Source organism: Mesorhizobium sp. WSM1293 (assembly GCF_000513875.1).
Classification (GTDB): Bacteria; Pseudomonadota; Alphaproteobacteria; order Rhizobiales; family Rhizobiaceae; genus Mesorhizobium; species Mesorhizobium ciceri.
Genome location: NZ_AZUV01000009.1, coordinates 13759 through 33163 on the forward strand (window position 1 = coordinate 13759; position 19405 = coordinate 33163).

Consider the following 19405-nt stretch of genomic DNA (forward strand, 5'->3'; position numbering starts at 1 on the left):
GCGGTATCAATCAGGGCATGCGACCTTTTTTAGCGTCCCGCGGAGAAGTCGTTAGAGAAGCCTCCCCAGACGCTTGCCACATCACTGTTGTGAAGGGCGGGCCATTGCAGCGCCTCGGTAAATGCGGGAAGCGCAGCGGAAGTTAGATGATCTTAGTGGGAAGACTTGAAAAGCTCAACCAGCCGGGAGGGCACGGTCGCTATAAGCGCTGTGCCTGAGACCATCGGCGGGATCATGCTCGCCGGCAAGATGTGCGCGGAATTACCGAAATGCCGGCGAGTGTAAAGCAGATGGTCCGCGAAGTTGCTTCAAAGACCAACGACATCGCCGGCTATTTGATTGGGTGGTTATTCATTTCCCCTCGGACCTCGTCCCATGTCCGCGGGGCCGCCGAGCGAGCGCTGCCGCGACTGCGTTCCACCGTTTGTTCGATCAGTCCCACGGAGATTGCTTCCAAACTTCATGGACGGCATCCACGAGCGCTGCGGCTAGATCTTGGATATTGGTCTCGCTCATCGGGGTCGACAGCGCGCCAGAGCAATTCGGCGTCATCAGAAAACCCCGTTCCAGCATTGCACGGTGCACCTTTGCCAGCGCAGCCTTCTGCAAGACGCTTGGGAACGAGGTCCGGTAGTTTCGGACAACTTCAGCCTTCAGGTGGAGCCGAAAGAGGGAGCTCATGCCGGTAACTTGCGCGGGGAGTTCGCGCCTTCTGAGTTGCTCGGTGACATCACTGCGAAGCGTGTCGCCCATCTGGTTAAGGCGGACCACGGCATCCTTCGTGTATGATTGCAGTGCCGCCAGCCCAGCTGTCATGCTGAGCGGGTTGGCGCTGAACGTGCCGCCGTGGGAGACGGCTGGTTTACCATTGGTGTGATCGAAGACTGCCATGTGCGACGCAAGCCCCGCTACGGCCCCAACGGGCAAACCTCCGCCGATGATCTTGCCCAAAGCAACCAGATCAGGCTCAACGCCGAAGACGTCATGGGCTCCGCGGAAACCGACGCGATAGGAAACGACCTCGTCAACCACAAGCAGGATACCGTAGCGGTGACAGCAATCCTGGATCACATCCCGCAAATCCGCCTCTATCGGAACCAGGCCCACGCGGGAAGCAACTGGATCGAAAAGGATCGCGGCGAGACGCTCATGGTGTTTACGGATGAGCTCTCTGCACGACTTGGGCTCGTTGTAAGGAAGGACAAGGACATCCGCGGCGGTGGAGGGGGGAGTTCCACTGGCGTAGAGCACACTGTTAGGCGACGAATTGCCCCAGTTGTTTGGTGCAGAATCAAGGCTCACTTCCACATAGTCATAGGCGCCGTGATATGCGCCCTCGAACTTGGCAATCATAGGGCGCCCTGTAACAGCGCGAGCGGCCTTGACAGCGAAGATGACGGCCTCGGTGCCGGAACTCGTAAAGCGGACCTGCTCAAGCTTCGACGAACGCGTCGTGAGTGCTTCCGCAAGCCTGGTCTCGCTTGTGGTCGGGAGCCCGAATGCGGTCCCGTCGTCCAGGACCTTGTGCAGCGCCTCAATCACCGGCGGAAAGGCATGGCCGTGAACGAGCGAGAAGAAATTGTTTTCGCAGTCGAAGATCTTCCTGCCGTCCGCGTCGGTGATCCAGCAGCCCGCTCCTGACACAGCATAGGGCGGGTGTGGAGCGAAGAAAGGCGCAGCACGCATGCTTCCGCCTGGCGTGATCTTTAGCGAACGCTGAAACTCGTCGCGCGATCTCGGCCCAACAACCTCTCCCCGGTTGTGGCCCAGCCTTGAAATGCGCTTCATGTCCGAACTCCTTGACCTGTCGAGATGGCGAGGCGCTACGAAACCTTGATGCCATTGTTGTCGTCGGCGACTTGGAGGAAGCGTGAGATGCTCAATGGATTAACTAAGCCTTTGTCATCGCAGCTTGCCCGATCGTGGTGATTGGGCCGTGGGGGTGGACGGCGAGGCTTCATATGGATGGCTACACCATCAACACGGATCGGGATGCTTCCCAAGTCAGCTCCAACAAGAAGAAGGCCAACGAGACGGCTTTCAATGAGTCTATGTCGTTAGCATGGGCGGCGGTTTGGAGTTGCTAAGAGTCTATCAATTTCTTTGAAGGATCTGTTACACTGCTTGCCGCCGACGGCTCAACCGAACTGTTCGCAGACCATCCTGCCTTGTTGCGCCCATTCTGCTCATCAGTCCGACCGAAAACGAGGCGGACCCTATGTGCTCGATGGGCCATTCGATCACGGTCCTCGATATCCAGAAGACTTTACTGATACGGGCGGTGCGAGTGATCACGTCTTCGGGCTGTTCGCTGATCTGCAATCGGTTCGCACCGCGACGCCCAAAAAAGATCGGAAGTTCCACATGTTCGAGAAGGGCGATGCTATCCGGCGCTGTCGAACCACATCGGGGCGCCGATTAACACCACTCTGATTCTCCACCAATGGGACGATCTGCTCCATCTGGCGGCGTCGATCACAACGCGGTCCGTGGTGCGTCTACGATCCTGAGGAACCTGTCCGCGTCCAGCTCGCAAGGGCGCTACGGGAACTCGATAAGATCGAGCGCTCGCTCTTCACACGAGTGATACTCAAGTCCGATGTTGCGTCGGCGCTGCCAAGCTGGGCTCAGCAAGGCGAAGCTGCGCATAAACTGAAGGGCGCCGTCTTGTTCCACGAGCGCGGTGAAATCCGCGACCGATCATTCGAAAGCCAGGCCTTGCGCGCCTCCGGGCCTCGTTAGTGCGATCGTGAATTGGAACGCGGTCTATATCGAACGGGCCGTCACCCACTTGCGAGAATGCACCCCGAGACTCTGGATGTTGCCCAATCACGTCTCGCCGCTGAGCTCGGAACAAATCAATCTGACCGGAATCTACACCTGGGATACAGAACATGAGGTACCTGAAGGCTTCCGATCGCTCGACCCCGACTCGGTTACGCCACGCCGCACAACGTTCATGCTCCGTTCGATCTTGGCGTGTCGCTGGGAACAGTTCTTGTTCCGACCCGTCATGGGAGAAAAACTGCATCTGCGATCGATCCTGCGCGTTCAGTTGGGTGCAGTGCCGATTGCCGGGTGACGCAACAAATCGCCGTCCGCGATGCCGCTCCTGGCTGCCGTGCCTTCCTTGAGCTCGAGCACGAAGCGAGCCGGCTCGCTGGGCGAGATCATCGCCTCCGATTGCGGCTTGCCTTGCTTGATCGCCCGGATCCTGCCGTCCTGGCCGACAAAGATCAGGTCGAGCGGCACCGGCGTGTTCTTCATCCAGAAGCTGACGTCCCGAGGCTCCTCGAACACGAACAGCATGCCATGGTCGTCGGCCATCTCATCGCGAAACATCAGGCCGGCGTCGCGCTCGGCCGAGGTGTCGGCGATTTCGACGGAAAATGAGCGTCCGCCGCCTTTCGTCACCACGACCAGCGGCTGCGGGTCGACGGCAACGATCATCGCCCGGCTGTCGGCCGAAGCCGGTTGCTGCGAATGGAAGAAAGCGCCTGTGGCGACGACAAAGGCGATCGCCGCGCAAATTGCACCCGTTGTCAGCCAGTTCCTGTGAGTCATTCGAAATCCTCGGCCGGAATCGTCCTACTTCTGACGACTTTATGCATGCGATTCCCGCTTTTATTAGCATTCGGCGGCGTACCCGCACGCTCTGCACCAAACCTGCGAAAGAACCCTTGTGCCACTTAAAGCTTTATCGTCCTGGACTTGAGCGTTCTCTGCTTCTCGTGGAAGACGCTAAATCCGCTCGTGGGTTGTTGCCGGCCAGCAAAGACTGCGGGTCGGCGGTGAGGGTGTCGCGGGGCGGCGGCAGTTCACCTTCACTCATTGGTGCCGCCAGCGCCTGGATGGTTTCCACGACGCCGCCCCCGCGATCATAGCGGTTGTCATGATCGTCGCGCATGCGCTGTGCTGTCGGAGGCAAGTCGATGGCGGAGCCGGAAGCACCAGAGACATCTGATATCTCGGCAGCGGGCGTCAGGGCGGCTTCTCTCTCCCTGCTGCACAGGAAAGCGTAGAGCTCCTTCACGCAAGTGCCGGCGTTCTTCTTGTCTTTTTTAAAGGGCGGGACCACCCTGATATCGGCCTGTTGGTAGTCTGGCCGGCGCTCTTCTAACATGTTTTCGAGCTGCTGCTGTTTGTCGGGGCCTTGTAGCAGCGGCCGGCTGGTGTCGCCCCTGAGACGCCTGCCGATCTCTTGCAGGTCGGTATTGAGCCAGATCGACACCGCCTTCTCGCGGATCAGTTCTCGATTGTGCTGCTTGACAAAGCCGCCGCCGCCGGTTGCGATGACCATGGGCCCTTTCTTCAGCTGCTCGGCGAGCTCTCTAGCCTCCAGCTCCCTGAAGCACAGCTCGCCACTGCGCTTGAATATATCCGCAATATTGCCGTGCCTTTTGACGATAAGCTTATCGATGTCGACAAACTCCACCCCCAGCTCCTTGGCAAGCTGGGGGCCGATGCTCGACTTGCCGCTCGCCGGCATGCCGACGAGCACCACCGGCCGCGTGCCGAGGGCCGCGACGATCTCGCCGGCTTGCGGCGAGCGAGCGAGCGCAATCTGTTGTCTTGCGACGGTGAGCGACCTGGAGGTACCTGCCGCCCTCGACCTGCTTTCTGCTGACGAGCCCCAGTGTAATATCTCCCAGGCACCACGGGGAATGGGGACCATCTCGCATTCGCTCTGCGCGCGCTGCGCGAGATCGGCCCGGTAACTGGCCGGCGTATGGAACTCGACCTCGAAGCGATAGTTCTGCGCGGTTCTGAACGCCGTGTGCACGCCGCGTAACCGCGGCGTGTCCATCCTGATGAACCAGTTGGTGGTCTCGACCTCGCTACAGTCCCGCTCCTCGAAGGCCAGTGCCGCCTTCCTGAAGGCGCGCGTAAATGTCTCGTCGGGGATCTCGAAGATATGGCGCACGGCATTGGTGACCAGTTGGGCCTCCGGCGCCGCGCTCACGCTCTGGCCGGTCAATTCGTCGGCTATCCAGACATGCCCGCGCGACCGTTGGTCAAGATGCGGCACCTTCACCTCGATGCCGTCCTGCCGCAAAAGCTCGGCAACCGCATGCACAGTTTCGGTAATCGCGCTTTCTTGCGCTTCGGCGGGGGCGGCTTCGAGCCTGGCGCGCTCCAGGGCCTGTTCGCTGCTCAGCGTTATCCTGCTGGCGGGGTCGTCGTCGGCCGAGATTGCTATGGCGCTGGGCAGAATGCGGGTTTCGACGGCGAGTCTGATCGAGGTCTCCATGACCGAGGCCGCCAGCGTGGGGTTGTCCTTCAGATCCGCCAGGCTGTCATCGACCTCGAACCGGCCCTGGTGGAGCTTTGCCGCCTGCGCCTTGACATAGGGCGCCGACTTGAAGCTCGGCCTCAGCTCCAATAGCCGCTGCAATTCGGTGGCTTTTTGCATGAACACCCGCGCACCGGTATCGGACTTGTAGGCGTCCGTGCCGACCTTGATGCCGACGCTCAACAGATTGAGGGCGCTTTCATGCAGATCGTGCGGGTTGTAGCCGTCGGGTCGCGGATCAATGCGCGGCTGGTAGTGGTTGAGCAGGAAGTCGATGCGCTTCCTGGCGTCAGCGGTTGCCGGATAGGATTCTCGGAGTTTCGGGAAGAGCGCGCCGGCGTCGGCGCTGACGGCAGGATTCGCGCCGGTTGAGGCCACGGATCGCGCTAACTGCTGCTTGACGTCCGACTGCTCATGAGCCGGCTCGCTATTGAGCTGCAGGTTCCAATCCTGAAGCTCGGCCACCAGCAACGCGGCCAGTTCGCAGGCCACCGGATGCCTGGCGGCCTTGCTGTCTTCCCCCGCCCTGGCGATCAGCTCATGGAGGGTCTGGCCATCCGGCCGATCTTCCTGCAACAGTGCGCGGATGTCGGCCTTGAGCTCTTGATGAATGCCCTCGTAGGTGCCGAAGATGGCACGCTCGGCAAACCAGCGTTGCGCCTCCAGCGGCTGCGCCAGCAGATTGCGCTGCAGGCAGCTGTAGGTCTCCAGCACCAGCCCGGTGGTCGACAGGATCTGCTTGGACCGGCTGAACTGGTAGCCGCCTTTCTCAATGGCCGGTGTGTGCGACTTCGGCGGCTTCATCGAGGCGATGCCGCGCGCCTGCAGCTGCGCGTCGAACTGGCGCACATGCTCGTAAAGGCGAGGGTGGTCGCCGATGATGACGACGCTGTCGCCGTCAAAATCGCCGTCGAGCATTTTTTGTTCGGCGCTCGGAACCGCAACCAAAGAGCCGGGCGCGATCACCTCCGTCGCCTGCAGGATGCCGACGCACTCGAGCGCGGTGTCGGCCTTGACCCGGTCCTTTTCCTCCAGCCAGTGCGAATGGCACTTTACGTCCTCGGCAGACATCACCACCCCGCGCTCGGCGAAGTCCGCCGGCCACATTTCGTCGGGCACAACGATCAAGACGCCTTTGGCAAAGAAGGTCGGATCGTCGGCGGCAAGCCTAGCCCCCGACCTGTGCGCGACGTTGAAGCTGTATTGGAAGGCCACGCACCGATCCAGGAACGCCGCGGTCCGATCGCCATCGCGCGCCGACCTGACCCGGTCGGCGGCGAACGGGCGCAGGTTGGGCTTGTCATAGGGGGAGCGTCCGACAAGCACGCCAGCGTCACGGGTCAAGGTCTTGCTCTTGCCCGTCGGCACATGCAGGCATTCGTCGCTGGACGGCACGGCGATAGCGCTCGAACCCTCGATATGCCCGCCCGTGACCGTCCGGAACAGCTCCTCGGCGGTGAGGCTTTGATGGGTTTCGAGCCATGCCAGAGCCTTCTCGCGGGTCTCCTGTGCCACCTCGACGCTGCGCGGATAATGTTGCAGCGCCGAGGGCGGTACCGCCGATTGCCTTTTATCGGCATAGGCAGGTATCCGCTCGGGAGCGTCGTGGCGAGCTCGGGCAATGGACGGCATGCGCTCGGCCAGCGACGCCCTGATGAAGCCGCAGCCGTCATGCGGCCGCAAGGCGATCTCGCCGTCTCGCCCCTCCAACCGGAAGGGATGCACTGCGCCTGCGGGGCGGTCGGGCAGAAGGGACAGCTTGAAGCACCCTTCCAGCGCATAATCATGCGGGCCAACGTCGGGGATGCCCGGCGGCGCAGCAAATCCGCGGCGCTGGGTATAGTAATAGGCTTCCTTGAACGGCGCCCAGTCCCGCGACAGCTGCTCAAAGGCCGTACCCGGAGCCGTCTCGGCATAGGGGATCGCCAAAAGCTTGCCGCTCGGGGCCTCTTCGGCCGTGAAGGGCAGCTGAGAGGCAAGCTGGTTCAGGCTCTTTTTCGGCGGCTTCAGTTTGCTGCCGCCGAACAGGTCCATGCGGTAGGGCACGCCCTCCACGGCGACCGTGCGTGTCAGCATGGCGGCAGTCGGAGTTCCCTTTAGCTGCACCGCCACCACCTTCACCGCGCCCGAGGTCAAGCGGTGGAAAGTGGAATAGCGCAACTCGGCTTCGCTGGCCAGCGGCCGGCCTTGCATGTCGACCACCGGCAGCCGCATCAGTCCGGCATCGCCTTGCGGCGGTCTCGGCTCTTGGTCCATGGCCTGAAGGACCCGATGGACATCGAAGCTGGCGGCTGCATGCTGGGCCTGGATCATCGATGCGTTCTGCGCCATGAAGGTGTCGAGCGCTTCGAGCGGCTCCTTCGCCTCGATCTCGGCGATCACGTTCCAGCTTCTGTAGGAACGGCCGGCGTCGATGAGGGTGCGGGCGCTCTTCAGTATCTGCCTGGTCTTGCCATGCAGCTCTTGCCGCCTGCGCTTCAAGGCTAGCGTGTCGCCCTCGACATAGGGCAGCCGGTAGAGGTTCTCCAGCACCGCCCGGGTCTTGAGCACCTCATGGATCGAAAGCGCCGGGCAGCGGCTTGCATTGGCGCCGCTGGTGCGCTCGGCCTGGCCTGCTTTGAGATGGGCATCGATCTTGTGTTCCACCACCGGCTGGATGGCGTTGAGCAGGTTCAGCGCCGACCTGCGGTGCCAGCGCAACACCGGCTTCGGGCTGCGAGCCAGTGGCAGCAGGGAGGCGCAAAGATTGCCCATCGTCTCGAGGTTGTTGTCGAGCTTAAACCCGGGAGCGGCACGTAACACCTCGAGCCTATCCAGCCCCGGCTGTGTCAGCACCCCGAGATCGTCCAACAACTGCGCCTTGCCCAACGCCTTGAATATACTCGCGATCGCATGGACATCGGCCTGCTGCAGCCGATCCTCTGCATGCTGGAGGTAGCGCGCCAGCTGATGCAGGCGGTCCTTCAGCAAGGCCGGTTCGGCGGCCTCGCCGGCGGTCTCTCCCTCCTCGATACACCGCGACAGACCGTTGGCGATCCTGACTAGCGCAGGCGTGCTGAAAGTCCTGAAGCGACGGCCCTTGGAACCGAGCTCGCCGGCGATGGCAACGATCGCCTTGCGTGCTTTTTCTTCTTCCGGCCACTTACCGAAACCGTTCACCAGATTGGCCAATTCTTGATCCGAGAATCCGTCGCGGGCAACCACCGCGCCGGCTATGGCAACCGTCGCTTCTCGCGTCTTCTGCTGGTCCGGCCATCTGCTGAAGCCGTTCACCAAACCGGCCAACTCTGAATCCGAAAATCCGTCGAGATTGCCGTCGCGGGCAACCACCGCGCCGGCGATGGCAAGCGTCGCTTCACGCGTCTCCTGCTGGTCCGGCCATCGGCTGAAGCCGTTCACCAAATCGGCCAACTCTGAATCCGAAAATCCGTCGAGATTGCCGTCGCGGGCGACCAACGCGTCGGCGCTGGCAAGCGTCGCCTCGCGCGTCTTCTGCTGGTCCGACATTGCGTCTGAGATGCGGTGCGGGCCGCCTTCGCTATTAGGACGCCCTGCTTGTCCGGCCAACTCTCCGGTGCTGCCCATATTCCCTCTCCGATCCAGCAAAACGCATCGCCTAGGCCTGTCAACAACAGATCATTGGTTTGAGTGCGGTCAGGCGAGCCTGCAACGGCATGCTTGAAAGCCGCAGCATTCACGCAACGACAACTGCCTCGACAACACCGCAATGAAAAGCTTCTTGGCCACTCGATCGCTCCGACATCAGGCTGAAGCTTAAAGGGCTGAGCCGTGTACAAAACGCCCATAAATCACTATGGACCCTCCCGCTTTGCGGGCCGAATCTACGGTTTTTTCATTGCGGTACAGATTGAGCGATATCGATCAGCCAGCGTTCGAAATCCAGTTCAAAAGAGCTATCTTCGGTTTGGCGCCGACCGAGAAATCGGCCACTTCGCCGCCCTTGAAGATCGCGAGCGCCGGAATGGAGCGCACGCCTAATTGGGCGGCGAGCTCCGAGTTTTCATCGATGTTAAGCTTGGCGATCTTGATCTTGTCTTCCATCTCGACGGAGATTTCCTCGAGGCTCGGAGCAATCATCTTGCAGGGATCGCACCATTCGGCCCAGAAATCGACGACGACGGGTGCTGCGGATTCCAGAACTTCCGACCGGAAGTTATTGATATCGACTTTCACGGTAGCCATGGCTGCTCCTTTGACCGAAGAAGATGTTGAATCAAATGTGCGGTTTTCGGCTTAGCCGAACGCTGTTTCCACTTTGACTGAGCCCGAGTGAGATGATGTAAGTTTTGCGAGCGGCAAATGGACCTTCGTTCAATATCGAATGCGTCGATTGGAGCGTGTCCTTTAATGAAGATCCAAAATTCTGAAGCGTCAACGTCGAAACGGGTTACATTCGTAATGTGGATAGATCGGACATGCTGGACTGGCTCGCAAGCATGGGATCTCCGAAGCGACGACCTACAGTTGGAAGGCCAAATTTCGGCGCATGGACGTTTCCGAGGCGAAGCGGCTGAGGCATTGGGAAGAGGAGAACGCGAAGCTGAAGAAGTTTCTGGCCGAGCAGATGCTTCTACGTGGCCGCCCTTCGCGAGCTGCTTTCAAAATGACCCGCCCCCGTGCAAGGGTCGTTTCGATCAGGACGATGCAGTGTTCTGCTCCGATACCATTCTTTGGACCGCCGGAAGGTAGAATTTCCCGGCTTTCTCACGATGGCGCCTGCGGCGACAGGGCGGGCGGCCCGATGTAAGCGTCTTGCCGCCCAGTCGGTCTCTGGTCGTCTTCATCATTGCGGTTGCCGCCAAGCGGGCCGCCGATCTGGGAAGGAGATCGGCACCTCGGAGGTCGAGCGGATCTCGACGGCGCGTCAAACGGACCCGCCCCAGGCCTCGCAACGTCAAGCTCGTCCTATCCGCGAGAAACCCGACAGCGCCAGGAACGCGCCCGGTGACCTCGGGAATTCCCATCAATTCACCGACGCTGCCACGCGCCAGCGGCCCGCTGACAAAAATGCTGTTGGTCGTGCGCCCGGATGTGCCGACCGCATGGCCTTGGCCGTCGGTTTCGCACGTCCCGGTGGTCTGGGCGGCTTCGCGCCTTGGCCGCAGTGTGACACGAATGCGCCCGTCAACCCGCTCGGGGCCGGTATCCGATGCGACGCGGCAAGCGAGCGTTCCCGCGCAACGCGGCAATCGAGAACGGCGATTCTGCGGCGCAATGCGGAAGCGATGCACATCCCAAAGCGCGCGCAAATGGCGCATCACGCAAGCGTTGCTCAGCGAGCGGCAAGGCGTGCCAGACAGTCTGCCCTGTCGCCGGACGGCATCGAGCACCGGGTGCCAGTCTGCGCCAAGAGACTTGGCATCTCGAATCGTTGCCGGGATGCACTTGAAGGTGCCGTCGCGCTGCGTGAAGGAGGGCTCGTGAAATCACCAAATGGAGAGATGTCGCGGCCTGGCCGCGCGCACGATAACCATGACGTGACAGCGCAACGGACCGGGGACCAGAGGATCCGTGAGGGGAACGCCACGCCGGCCTGGCTTGCCAATGATTCAATGCCAACCGTCGGCATAGAGCGTTCGGTAAGCTTGGCGCCATTGTCCTTGGCGAAGCCGTCGGCGAGCACCTCGATGTCGTCGAGGACCGGCCGCGATAGCCCGTTTTATCGGATTCGAACGCAGGGCAAAAAAGCCCGCGGCCCGAGGCCCGCGCCCGTCATCCCGTTCTACCAAGCGAAACGTCGTCGAGGTCCTCTTCGATCACCCCAGCCGCGTAAAGCTGATCGAGCAGGTCAGCGACTGCAAGGACGCTCGCTCCATCCGTGGCCCTCATAATCAGCTCCGAGGCTGTACAGCTCCCAATCGCGATTAGATGGCCAATGGGAATCGGAACCTCCCCGTCGAGCACTCGATGCTCAATGTTGCGTGAGCGGAGATGGAAGCAGTGGTCCCCCACCTCGTACTGCAGGTCTCCGCGGAAGCGAATTGGCCGGTTGGGAGGCGGGCTTTCGAGCATATTCTCGTCGATGATGCTATCCAGACCTTCCCTGAATTCGTCGGGCGTGCTGAAGAAACGTTGAGCCACGATTCGGTACCCGAGAGGCCAGCGTTCGCTCCCCGGTACCGGCGTCACCAGTTGTAAACGTCCCTGCCGCATATTCACCAGAAAGCCAGAAACACAGGCGATAGTGGTGGGACAGCCCTCCGGCACGGCGATTGCGGCATCTTTGCCGGACGCCCTGAGTTTCTCCTTCCGCGCGCGCGCGCGCCCGGTGAAAGCCTTTGCGATCGGCCCGTCCTCGCCCTGCAGGATGAGTTCGACCCCCATCAGGTCCTCGGGCGAAAACGCCGCGTGTATCTGATTAAGATGGTCCGTGCTTAGCACCGAGAACCGATTGGTCACGCGACCGTAGCGTTCAAACAGTTCGAGCACGCGCTTGGTGAGTGCCTGATCCTTGAGCGGTGCCGCCGTCGTCGTTTGTGGCAATTCGCCCGTGATTTGATGGTAGTCGAACAGAAAACGGTCGTACTCCGGGTTGTCGATCGGGTCTGTGGCCCAGTAACAGAAGCCCGTGCGGACTGCGGAACCAAACATTTCGCTCGCCACACGGAGCACGCCGCGCCAAACCTCTGCATGCTGCTCAGTGTATTCATAGTAACCTTTGAAGGTACTTGCCGAGAGGCCACAGAACCAGCAACCGACGGTGCAGCCTTCGCTCAGCTCGAAAGCGATGACGGAGTGCGAGATCGACGGCGCCAATTCGCCCATTTCGTCGTTACAGCGCCGGATTTGGCGTTCGCGCCAGACATGAAAGCGAGGATTGTTAGTGGACATTTCGCCTTGGCCGCGCATGAGGTCGCGATAGCGTAACATCTCCCGCGTATACTCATCCCACATCATAGCCAGCGGCCAGGGGGCAGACTCCGGCTTGAAGCGATACTTCAGGTAGTCACCGCACCAGAGCGGCAGGATCTCCATTGGGTCAACTTCGATGCCGTAGCACGCGGTCACTATCCGAGGGTTGTCGAGGTTCTCGGAAAGCGCCTTACGGAATTTCCCGTCACCGGCCAGCCGCTCCATGAAGCGCTTGATATGTGACAAACTTCGCCGTTCCTTCGGCGTGCGCCGATTAAAAATCTGCCGCCAGCGTTCGCTCCGATGGTAGAGATGAGCCGTTGCAGCGGCCCCTTGTCCGACTGATGACATTATCTCCTCGCTGACAAGCTCTGCGATCATGTTCTCTTCATACCGGCTCCATCGAGCCAATGCGATCAGAGCTAGCTCGCGACCGCTACAACTATCACAATGACGATAACGACCGCGACGACTGCAGTTTTTCCTCCGACTTCAACAGGGCTCATGGATGTACACGGAGCGCAATTAGCCGCATTGGTGTGTACAAGGCTGGTCAAGGTCGAAACACTCGAACCACCCTTGCGGCCCGCAGTCGCGCGAAACTTCTTGCTGTTTGGTTTTTCTCGCCTGTTCGATCGGATAAAGCCTTTAATCTCGTCAAGTGTGATGTTGTAGTCGAGGTCCTTTGCAACTTCCACAATCGACGCAAGCCCTCCAGCACGCCGTTTGAGGTTTTCAAGCGGACTGCCTTTTTTTCCCAACTCGTTGATGAATCGCTCTACGTCAGTTCGCGCCATAGCTAATTCCTGCCTCTCCTAAGTGTCCGAGCTATCCAGCCATCTCGCTCTCCACAAGCGATCGGCTGATGTACCTGCAAGCTTCATACGCTGATGTACCAGCAAGCTTCATACCAATCTCCAATCTCTGATTTTGCGCGCTATCTGACCGCACGATGTCAACTTACCGACCTTTTTCTGGATCTTTCGGATCGTGGCCGAGTAGCTGAGCCATTCGGCTTTTCGCCTTAAAACATCCGGGCGGGTGGATTCCCACACCATTGTGGCCGGCTGTATTGGTGCGGGAAAGCCGCGCATGCCGAGCTGGCGCGCTGTCGCTGCCGCATGACATGACACGAAGCGTGGTCTCGCTGCCAACGCCATTGGTAACGGCAGCGCAGTTCTGGAGGAGGTGGCAAAGGGCGCGAAGCGAGGTGTTCTCACCTTAGATAACAATCGCTTCGTAGGCGTCGGCTCTCCGGCGCCGATCCTTATGCAGTCCTCCCGCGTCGGCTGCCCGATCTCGAAACGCATGCCGATACGGCTTTCGATCTGGTCCACAGCGCGGGTATCACGCCTCGTGCCCGCTAACCGATGAGTGTTGCCGGCGAGCAGTAAAGCGAAGCCGCACCTCTCCTGAAGATGGAGCAGCTCCCGCAAAACAGTGGGTGTGAAGTTCTAATATTCGTCCACCAGCAAGGGACGCGTCGGGCCGTATCGGGCGCCAAAAAAATTCATGCAATCCTTCGCAAGATCATATGTGTGCTTGCTGTCCCTTGGGACGCCATAGGCCTCATGCAGCATCAGGAACATCGGCCTAATAGCCTCGGTATGCTGCGCAACCTCGCAATAGGCAGCGCCGCTTTGGGCGACTATCCAGTTGAGCGCTACGGTCTTTCCGAGTCCGGCTTTGCCGACCGCAAGCACCGGATATCGCATCTTGACCGCCGTTTCGAAAGCAGCCCGCACGGTGAGCGCAGCCCGGGTTTTAACGAACATCGTCATCCGACGATCCTCTTCACCAAGTCCATCTGAGCGGCTATGCGCTCGTCCTGTTCGCGTCGGCGCTCTTCGGAGATCAAAGGCTTCTTCGGCATCACGATCCGCGCCGGCCGCTGAGACAGGTTCCCCCTCGCGGTCCCATTCGTAGTCCGACTCCTGTCATTCTGCATTGCATACTGCATTGACGTCGGCTCGTCGGAGGTGCGGTCGTAATACAGCTCGAATACCGTTGCGAGGTGGTCAGAAAGTTCTTTAAGGCTGAAGCTGGGATCTTCGTCCCGGCAATAGAAACATTGCGAGGGGGATGTCACGTTGTCTGCATATACACGCGTCGAGACCTGCAGCCGCTGATGTCAGCTGACCATGGCCACGGCTTTCCATTCCCCCATGGCCTGCAGGCGGTGAATATGTGTAGCGAGAGCGGAGCGTTTTGAGCGGGGCGGACGAAGAGATTGCGCAGAGCCGAGAAGATCGAAACCAAGCGTTGCAGTGCTCCTGGTGATCGGAAGCCTTGCATAATCCGCTCCCCGTTTTCGCAGCGGCACATGCGAATTCTCGGCACGGTTGTTCAATCTCTTATGCGACCAATGCTCGACGTCCGGCATCACCTGTCGCCTGGCTGCTCCATAGGAGCGCAGCTTGTCGGTGATCATGCGCTTCGGCGCGACGCCTTGCTTCTTCAGCAGCCGCGTCAGCAAGCGCTTGGCCGCTTTAGTGTTGCGGCGGTTCCAGTCCAACGCCGAAGTTTTCCCGGCCAGTATTTGATTGCAAATCTCCTTGAGTGTGGACGTTTCAAATATTTAAGAAGCCTTTTCTAAAGAAGGCTAATTTACCGGTTCTCAATATCGATAAGCGGAAACCATCGAATCAATAGGGTTACCGCTCAAGAGCTGGCCGCCACTGCTGCGGATAACAGCACATGCGGCATTCAAGCCCGTTTGTACCGCGCCCTCGACCCACCCGCCGGTAAAGGAGCATCCACATCCTGCGAGATACAAGCCCGTGTCTTCTTCCGGTCTTTTTGCGGTAGCGAATTGGAAAAATAACCGTTCTGAATAGATGTCTTCACCAGGATAATTGAGCTTGAAGGCACCTACTGAATATGGATCCATCAGCCAATCGTGCTGCAGGACATGACGTTCATAGTCACCGTTAGCCGGGACTAGATGACGGGCGAAATCAGGGGAAATGGTGGCCAGATCATCGACCAGACGCTGGCACCGTTCCTTTTTGTCCAGAATGGAAAGCATTTTGTTAGCATCATCTTCCCATGTATAACTTAACAGCACCACGCCCCTACCATCGGGATCATCTGGCTGATAGTCCAGGCAGTAAACCCCTCTGGCAAGGCCATCTGACAAGATGGTTGTCGGCGAGCCCTTTTTTAACCAGAACTTGTTTTCCGTCAGCATAAACAGCTTGGAAGAGCCGGTAAGGTGAGTTTCTCTGACCGCTCGCAAAACTTCGTTAGTAAGAAAGGTTCCATCCGCCGTGAGACGATGGGCCAGTTCCATAGCTCGATTGCTGGTAGTGACGATGACGCGGTCAAAAGGCACGACCTGCCCTCCTGCGCATGTCACGAGAATCTGACCGCCCTGTTTGTAAATACGGTTTACATGACCGTAGCGGACACACTGCCGCAAACTCACACCGTTAAGCTCCTGTTCAGCCAACCGTTTCACCAACAGGGAGATCCCACCCATAATCAGGCGCTGATCGTCCTCGTACCCGTTAATTACTAGACGCAGTATCTCAGTAAACGCGGCTTGGTACACAGGTAAAAAGCCTCCAGACCCAATCCCCAGCGATCCGAAAAGCTCAAAATCTTCCGGCCTTTTCCAAGGTACGCGCCCTGGTGGTTGCGGTCCGGTAAAGATGGTGACGAGGGCCGAATAGAAGGAGATGTCGCGAAACGAATCTAGCCAGGCCTGCCATGCGTCACGAGCTTGGTCAAAGCGATGCGACCGAAGCAAAGTTGTGATCTTTGCCGGTGCGGGCAGTTGAATCCCTTCGTGCACGTAACCGTCGCTTATCAAAGCCTGCCATCCTTGATGAACGCGTCTGAACAGTGGCGGCGGAGACTCGCCGGCCTGCCATAAATGACGCGCACCTCGATAGTGCACCTCGGTATCCACGATGCCCGGATCGGGGAAGGAAGCTGCGGTATCTATCCTCAATTTGTCCAGATAATGGAACAGGCAGGTTGCGCTGGAAGGAAAGCGCATAGCGCCCATCTCGGCAATGAGATGCGGTTCGCGCGGGTCGAAGATTTGTGACCAAGCCCGCCCACCCATACGATCCCGCGCCTCAAATAGCACGATGTCCGTTATTCCGGCGCGCAAAAGTTCAGTCGCCGCAACCAAGCCACTGATGCCGGCGCCCACAATGCCAACCCGCGGGCGCCGGCTGTTTTGAGCAAAGCTCCCGATACCACCTTCAGACTCGCTCAATCGCAAGAACGGTCCATAATCATACAGAAGATCGATACTCGGCAACGAATTTCTTGCGATGGTATTGTTCAGCATACCGCTCTCCGGTGATAGCTATATTTCTTGAGATCTAGTGTAGCCGCCCTCAGAATGCCTCCCCTGTTAAATTGGAACGCTGGCCACAGCATAACAATTGCTGCTCACCGGAGGCGCAATTAACGGTACGTATTAGAAGAGACCTTGCCAGCTTTAGTACTTAGTAATAAAAGAACTTCAAACACATATCACTAATCGACGATTGACGCATATTTATTTGGATGAGAATGGATTAGCCGAAATACATCGCGTTCCTCTCATATGGGGAAGTCTCGCTCCTGCCACCAACATGCTCCAAATACTCTTGCGCGATATCTTCTATTAGTGCTTGCTAACTATCAATATTATCTATTTCTTTCTATCACTAAATTCCCACCCATTGAATTATTATTACGTTTCATATGTAATATAATACGCTTCCTTACTGATCAGAACCCATTTGTCCTTTCTCTTCGGCCGATGGACATGATGCGCCAAGGCTGGTTTTCGAGCTTGCGCCAAGCATCGCAGCAATGGGCGACGATATCGTCATAGGATTTGAAGATGCGGTTCGACAGCCAGTTTTCGCGCAATACGAGCCAGAGGTTTTCGACCGGGTTGAGCTCCGGTGATTTCGGCGGCAGTGGCAGGATGGTGATTCGTAGGCACGACGCCTGGCGTCTTTTCCGGCAAGCAGCCTTTGGTTGCTTCCATCGGCGGCTATATCACTTTGGGGGGCGAGGATGAGGCAGCTGACTACGTCGACGAAAACGGCCAGGCATGGCAGGCCACGCCCGGTGCAGTCGCGTGGCTGGCGGAGGTTACCAGAAAGCTGAAACCCCGACGACGGCGTAACTGACCACCGGAACCGATGGGGGTATACCCGGCCTGAACACCCGCCATGAACACGTCGCAACCGGAAAAGCCTGTATATATTTTGGGCTCAATCTTCGTTAATGAACAGAGCATCGCGCCGGCACACCCAAAATGAACAGTTTGCATGACCCGCATCGGATACGCTCGCGCCTCCACCACCGACCAGAACCTCGCCGGGCAGATCGCCGCGCTCAAGGCCGCCGGCTGCGAGGTCATTCGCGAGGAGCAGAAGAGCGGCTCTACCCTGGAAGGCCGTCCGCAACTCAACACCATTCTCGACTTCATTCATGCTGGCGAGACGCTTGTCGTCACCCGGATTGACCGCCTGGCCAGATCGCTGCGCGACCTGCAGATGATCGTGGACAAGCTCAAGACGAAGGGCGCGCATCTCTCCGCGACAGAACAACCTGTCGATACGTCGACGCCGCCGGTAAGGCCTTCTTTGACATGCTTGGTGTCTTTGCCGAGTTCGAGACCAATCTGCGGCGCGAGCGCCAAGCGGAGGGAATCGCTGCCGCCAAGAAGCGCGGCACATACAAGGGCCGCCCGCCGAAAATCGACCGCGACGCGATCCAGCAAAGGCTTAAACAGGGTCAGGACCCAACACAGATCGCCCGCGATCTCGGCGTCTCACGCGGTACTGTCTATCAGGTGAGGAAGGGCAAATGATGAAGGGCAGGCTCATAACCCGTCTGACGCCACATGCGAAGAGATCCAGACCCGCATGCTCGAAGTCTGCCAGAAGATCGCTGAGGACCATGGCCTGGTCATCTAGGGCGCCGGATGGCACGGTACGGATACCGGCTTCTTCTTCGAGCCCGTGTTCCGCGTCAGCATTCCCGCTTCCGACGGCACCGCATTCAATCTCGAAAAAGACAGGTTCGAGTTCTTGGCAGAGCAATTCGGATTGGCCCCTTCGGACTTCGGACGCGAGTTCCGCACCGGAAGCGAACGGTTCCGGATCACCGGCATCGATCCAAAGCGGCCACGCTACCCGATCTCCGCTGAGCGAATTCCCGACCGCAGAGGGTTCAAATTTGCCGCCGAAAACGTCGCCATGCTCCTCCAAGCCAAGGAGAACAAGCCGTGACGTTCTCGGATTGTTAGCCAAAATCGCATATATGGAACGGCCCGCTTGGCATATTTCCTCATGTATTTCCCCAGTAAGGACGGTGCGGTCATATGTCCGGCCTGTTTTCTGGCCTTTCAGCCATGGCCACGATGAGATCCGCGGAGCAAATCGCCTAATCAGCTTCTCGCGCTGTAACGCGCTTGCGATTTTGCGGTCAGATTTGCTTCGGGATGTCGTCCCGTTGGCTCATCACAATTGGCACCTTGCCTGCCTTTCCGACTGGTAGGCCGGAAAGCGCGTTGTCTAAGCCTGGACGATCATCTTCGCTCCCCGATAGCTATCGCCTCGAACGAGAAGAGCCCAGATGATGCGCGCGATCTTGTTTGCGAGTGCGACAGCGATAACCTTGAACAGGCGGCGCAACATCATGGCCGCTATCCATGGTGATGGCTGGAGGCCACGACGAGCGAGCTTGAGGATCGACGTCGCTCCAGCGACAAGCAACGTTCGCAGTTGCCGGTTTCCGCGCTTTGAGATCGAACCTATCCGTTCTTTTCCTCCGCTGGAATGCGCGCGTGGAGTCAACCCAATCCAGGCAGCGAAATCTCGACCGGTTCGGAAGCCAGCGAAATCCGGTACAACTGCTCGAACGGTCGCGGCAATGATCGGCCCCACGCCGGGAATCGCCGTCAGGCGTCGAGCGCTGTCGTCTTCTCTCACCGCAAGGATTATTCGATCGAGCCTTTCAATGCGTGCCGTCACGGTCTCGATTTGCTCGACTAGCTCTTTCAAAGCCATTCGTGCTGCACCCGGCAATCTCAGGTCACTGTCGTCGCGCACCATGGCGGCAAGACTGATGATTCCGACCAGACCGGTCGCCCTGACAATGCCCAGTTCGGCAAGGTGAGCTCTCAAGGCATTGATTGCTTGAGTGCGCTGACGGATGAGCAAATCTCGTGTTTTGAGCACCATTCTGGGAGGTTCTGTTGCAACCTTTTGATTGCCAGCG

The 19405-nt window shown here is 59.0% G+C and carries 10 protein-coding genes and 6 pseudogenes; 5 read left to right on the top strand and 11 right to left on the bottom strand.

Annotated elements, in window-relative coordinates; translation table 11 throughout:
- Nucleotides 1-10: 10 nt before the first annotated feature.
- A pseudogene (locus tag M729_RS1000000139200) lies at nt 11-239 on the bottom strand (LysR family transcriptional regulator); the annotation flags it as partial.
- Nucleotides 240-432: 193 nt separating this feature from the next.
- Nucleotides 433-1788 carry an aspartate aminotransferase family protein gene (locus M729_RS0111855; protein ID WP_027161673.1) on the bottom strand — a complete coding sequence of 452 codons (1356 nt, stop codon included), beginning with the start codon at nt 1786-1788 and terminating at the stop codon, nt 433-435.
- Nucleotides 1789-2179: 391 nt separating this feature from the next.
- Between M729_RS0111855 and M729_RS1000000139840 the strand changes: the two are divergent.
- Nucleotides 2180-2923: pseudogene (locus tag M729_RS1000000139840) on the top strand (Tn3 family transposase); the annotation flags it as partial.
- 128 nt (nt 2924-3051) lie between these two features.
- Here the strand turns inward: M729_RS1000000139840 and M729_RS0111865 are convergent.
- From M729_RS0111865 to trxA, 3 genes are all read right to left on the bottom strand, one after another.
- Complete coding sequence (locus M729_RS0111865) at nt 3052-3564, bottom strand: DUF192 domain-containing protein (RefSeq protein WP_027161674.1); 513 nt, start codon at nt 3562-3564, stop codon at nt 3052-3054.
- 133 nt (nt 3565-3697) lie between these two features.
- Nucleotides 3698-8464, bottom strand: coding sequence for a shikimate kinase (locus M729_RS0111870; protein WP_245267559.1), 4767 nt, complete (start codon nt 8462-8464; stop codon nt 3698-3700).
- Nucleotides 8465-9175: 711 nt separating this feature from the next.
- Nucleotides 9176-9496 carry a thioredoxin gene (gene trxA, locus M729_RS0111875; RefSeq protein WP_027161676.1) on the bottom strand — a complete coding sequence of 107 codons (321 nt, stop codon included), beginning with the start codon at nt 9494-9496 and terminating at the stop codon, nt 9176-9178.
- A 235-nt stretch (nt 9497-9731) separates the two neighbouring features.
- Between trxA and M729_RS01000000134865 the strand changes: the two are divergent.
- Nucleotides 9732-9884 (top strand): annotated as a pseudogene (locus M729_RS01000000134865) (transposase); the annotation flags it as partial.
- Nucleotides 9885-11026: 1142 nt separating this feature from the next.
- Here the strand turns inward: M729_RS01000000134865 and M729_RS0111885 are convergent.
- The gene (locus M729_RS0111885) at nt 11027-12547 is read right to left on the bottom strand and encodes a radical SAM family RiPP maturation amino acid epimerase (RefSeq protein ID WP_156949284.1); all 1521 of its coding nucleotides are present in this window, start codon (nt 12545-12547) and stop codon (nt 11027-11029) included.
- A gap of 41 nt (nt 12548-12588) precedes the next feature.
- Nucleotides 12589-12963 carry a hypothetical protein gene (locus tag M729_RS0111890; RefSeq protein ID WP_027161678.1) on the bottom strand — a complete coding sequence of 125 codons (375 nt, stop codon included), beginning with the start codon at nt 12961-12963 and terminating at the stop codon, nt 12589-12591.
- 774 nt (nt 12964-13737) lie between these two features.
- Here M729_RS0111890 and M729_RS1000000138365 point away from each other — a divergent pair.
- Entirely contained in the window at nt 13738-13977 is a 240-nt protein-coding gene (locus M729_RS1000000138365) for a hypothetical protein (RefSeq protein ID WP_156949285.1), read from the top strand.
- A 320-nt stretch (nt 13978-14297) separates the two neighbouring features.
- Here M729_RS1000000138365 and M729_RS01000000134875 read toward each other — a convergent pair.
- The 3 genes and pseudogenes from M729_RS01000000134875 to M729_RS01000000134880 form a co-directional block, all read right to left on the bottom strand.
- Nucleotides 14298-14669 (bottom strand): annotated as a pseudogene (locus M729_RS01000000134875) (DDE-type integrase/transposase/recombinase); the annotation flags it as partial.
- A gap of 114 nt (nt 14670-14783) precedes the next feature.
- Nucleotides 14784-16469, bottom strand: a complete 1686-nt coding sequence (locus M729_RS0111910; protein ID WP_032808328.1) for an NAD(P)/FAD-dependent oxidoreductase — start codon at nt 16467-16469, stop codon at nt 14784-14786.
- 428 nt (nt 16470-16897) lie between these two features.
- Nucleotides 16898-17107 (bottom strand): annotated as a pseudogene (locus M729_RS01000000134880) (transposase); the annotation flags it as partial.
- A 341-nt stretch (nt 17108-17448) separates the two neighbouring features.
- Here M729_RS01000000134880 and M729_RS01000000134885 point away from each other — a divergent pair.
- Nucleotides 17449-17993: pseudogene (locus M729_RS01000000134885) on the top strand (recombinase family protein).
- 151 nt (nt 17994-18144) lie between these two features.
- Complete coding sequence (locus M729_RS01000000134890; protein ID WP_245267560.1) at nt 18145-18414, top strand: hypothetical protein; 270 nt, start codon at nt 18145-18147, stop codon at nt 18412-18414.
- 285 nt (nt 18415-18699) lie between these two features.
- On the opposite strand, the gene M729_RS01000000134895 is transcribed toward M729_RS01000000134890, so the two are convergent.
- Nucleotides 18700-19368, bottom strand: coding sequence for an IS110 family transposase (locus M729_RS01000000134895; protein ID WP_032808330.1), 669 nt, complete (start codon nt 19366-19368; stop codon nt 18700-18702).
- Between the last annotated feature and the right edge of the window lie 37 nt (nt 19369-19405).

What these genes read in the sequence shown, in the direction of transcription:
- M729_RS0111855 (WP_027161673.1), bottom strand. Translation starts at nt 1,788, where the DNA reads ATGAAGCGCATTTCAAGGCTGGGCCACAACCGGGGAGAGGTTGTTGGG.
- M729_RS0111865 (WP_027161674.1), bottom strand. Translation starts at nt 3,564, where the DNA reads ATGACTCACAGGAACTGGCTGACAACGGGTGCAATTTGCGCGGCGATC.
- trxA (WP_027161676.1), bottom strand. Translation starts at nt 9,496, where the DNA reads ATGGCTACCGTGAAAGTCGATATCAATAACTTCCGGTCGGAAGTTCTG.
- M729_RS0111885 (WP_156949284.1), bottom strand. Translation starts at nt 12,547, where the DNA reads ATGATCGCAGAGCTTGTCAGCGAGGAGATAATGTCATCAGTCGGACAA.
- M729_RS0111890 (WP_027161678.1), bottom strand. Translation starts at nt 12,963, where the DNA reads ATGGCGCGAACTGACGTAGAGCGATTCATCAACGAGTTGGGAAAAAAA.
- M729_RS1000000138365 (WP_156949285.1), top strand. Translation starts at nt 13,738, where the DNA reads ATGCAGCATCAGGAACATCGGCCTAATAGCCTCGGTATGCTGCGCAAC.
- M729_RS0111910 (WP_032808328.1), bottom strand. Translation starts at nt 16,469, where the DNA reads ATGCTGAACAATACCATCGCAAGAAATTCGTTGCCGAGTATCGATCTT.
- M729_RS01000000134895 (WP_032808330.1), bottom strand. Translation starts at nt 19,368, where the DNA reads ATGGTGCTCAAAACACGAGATTTGCTCATCCGTCAGCGCACTCAAGCA.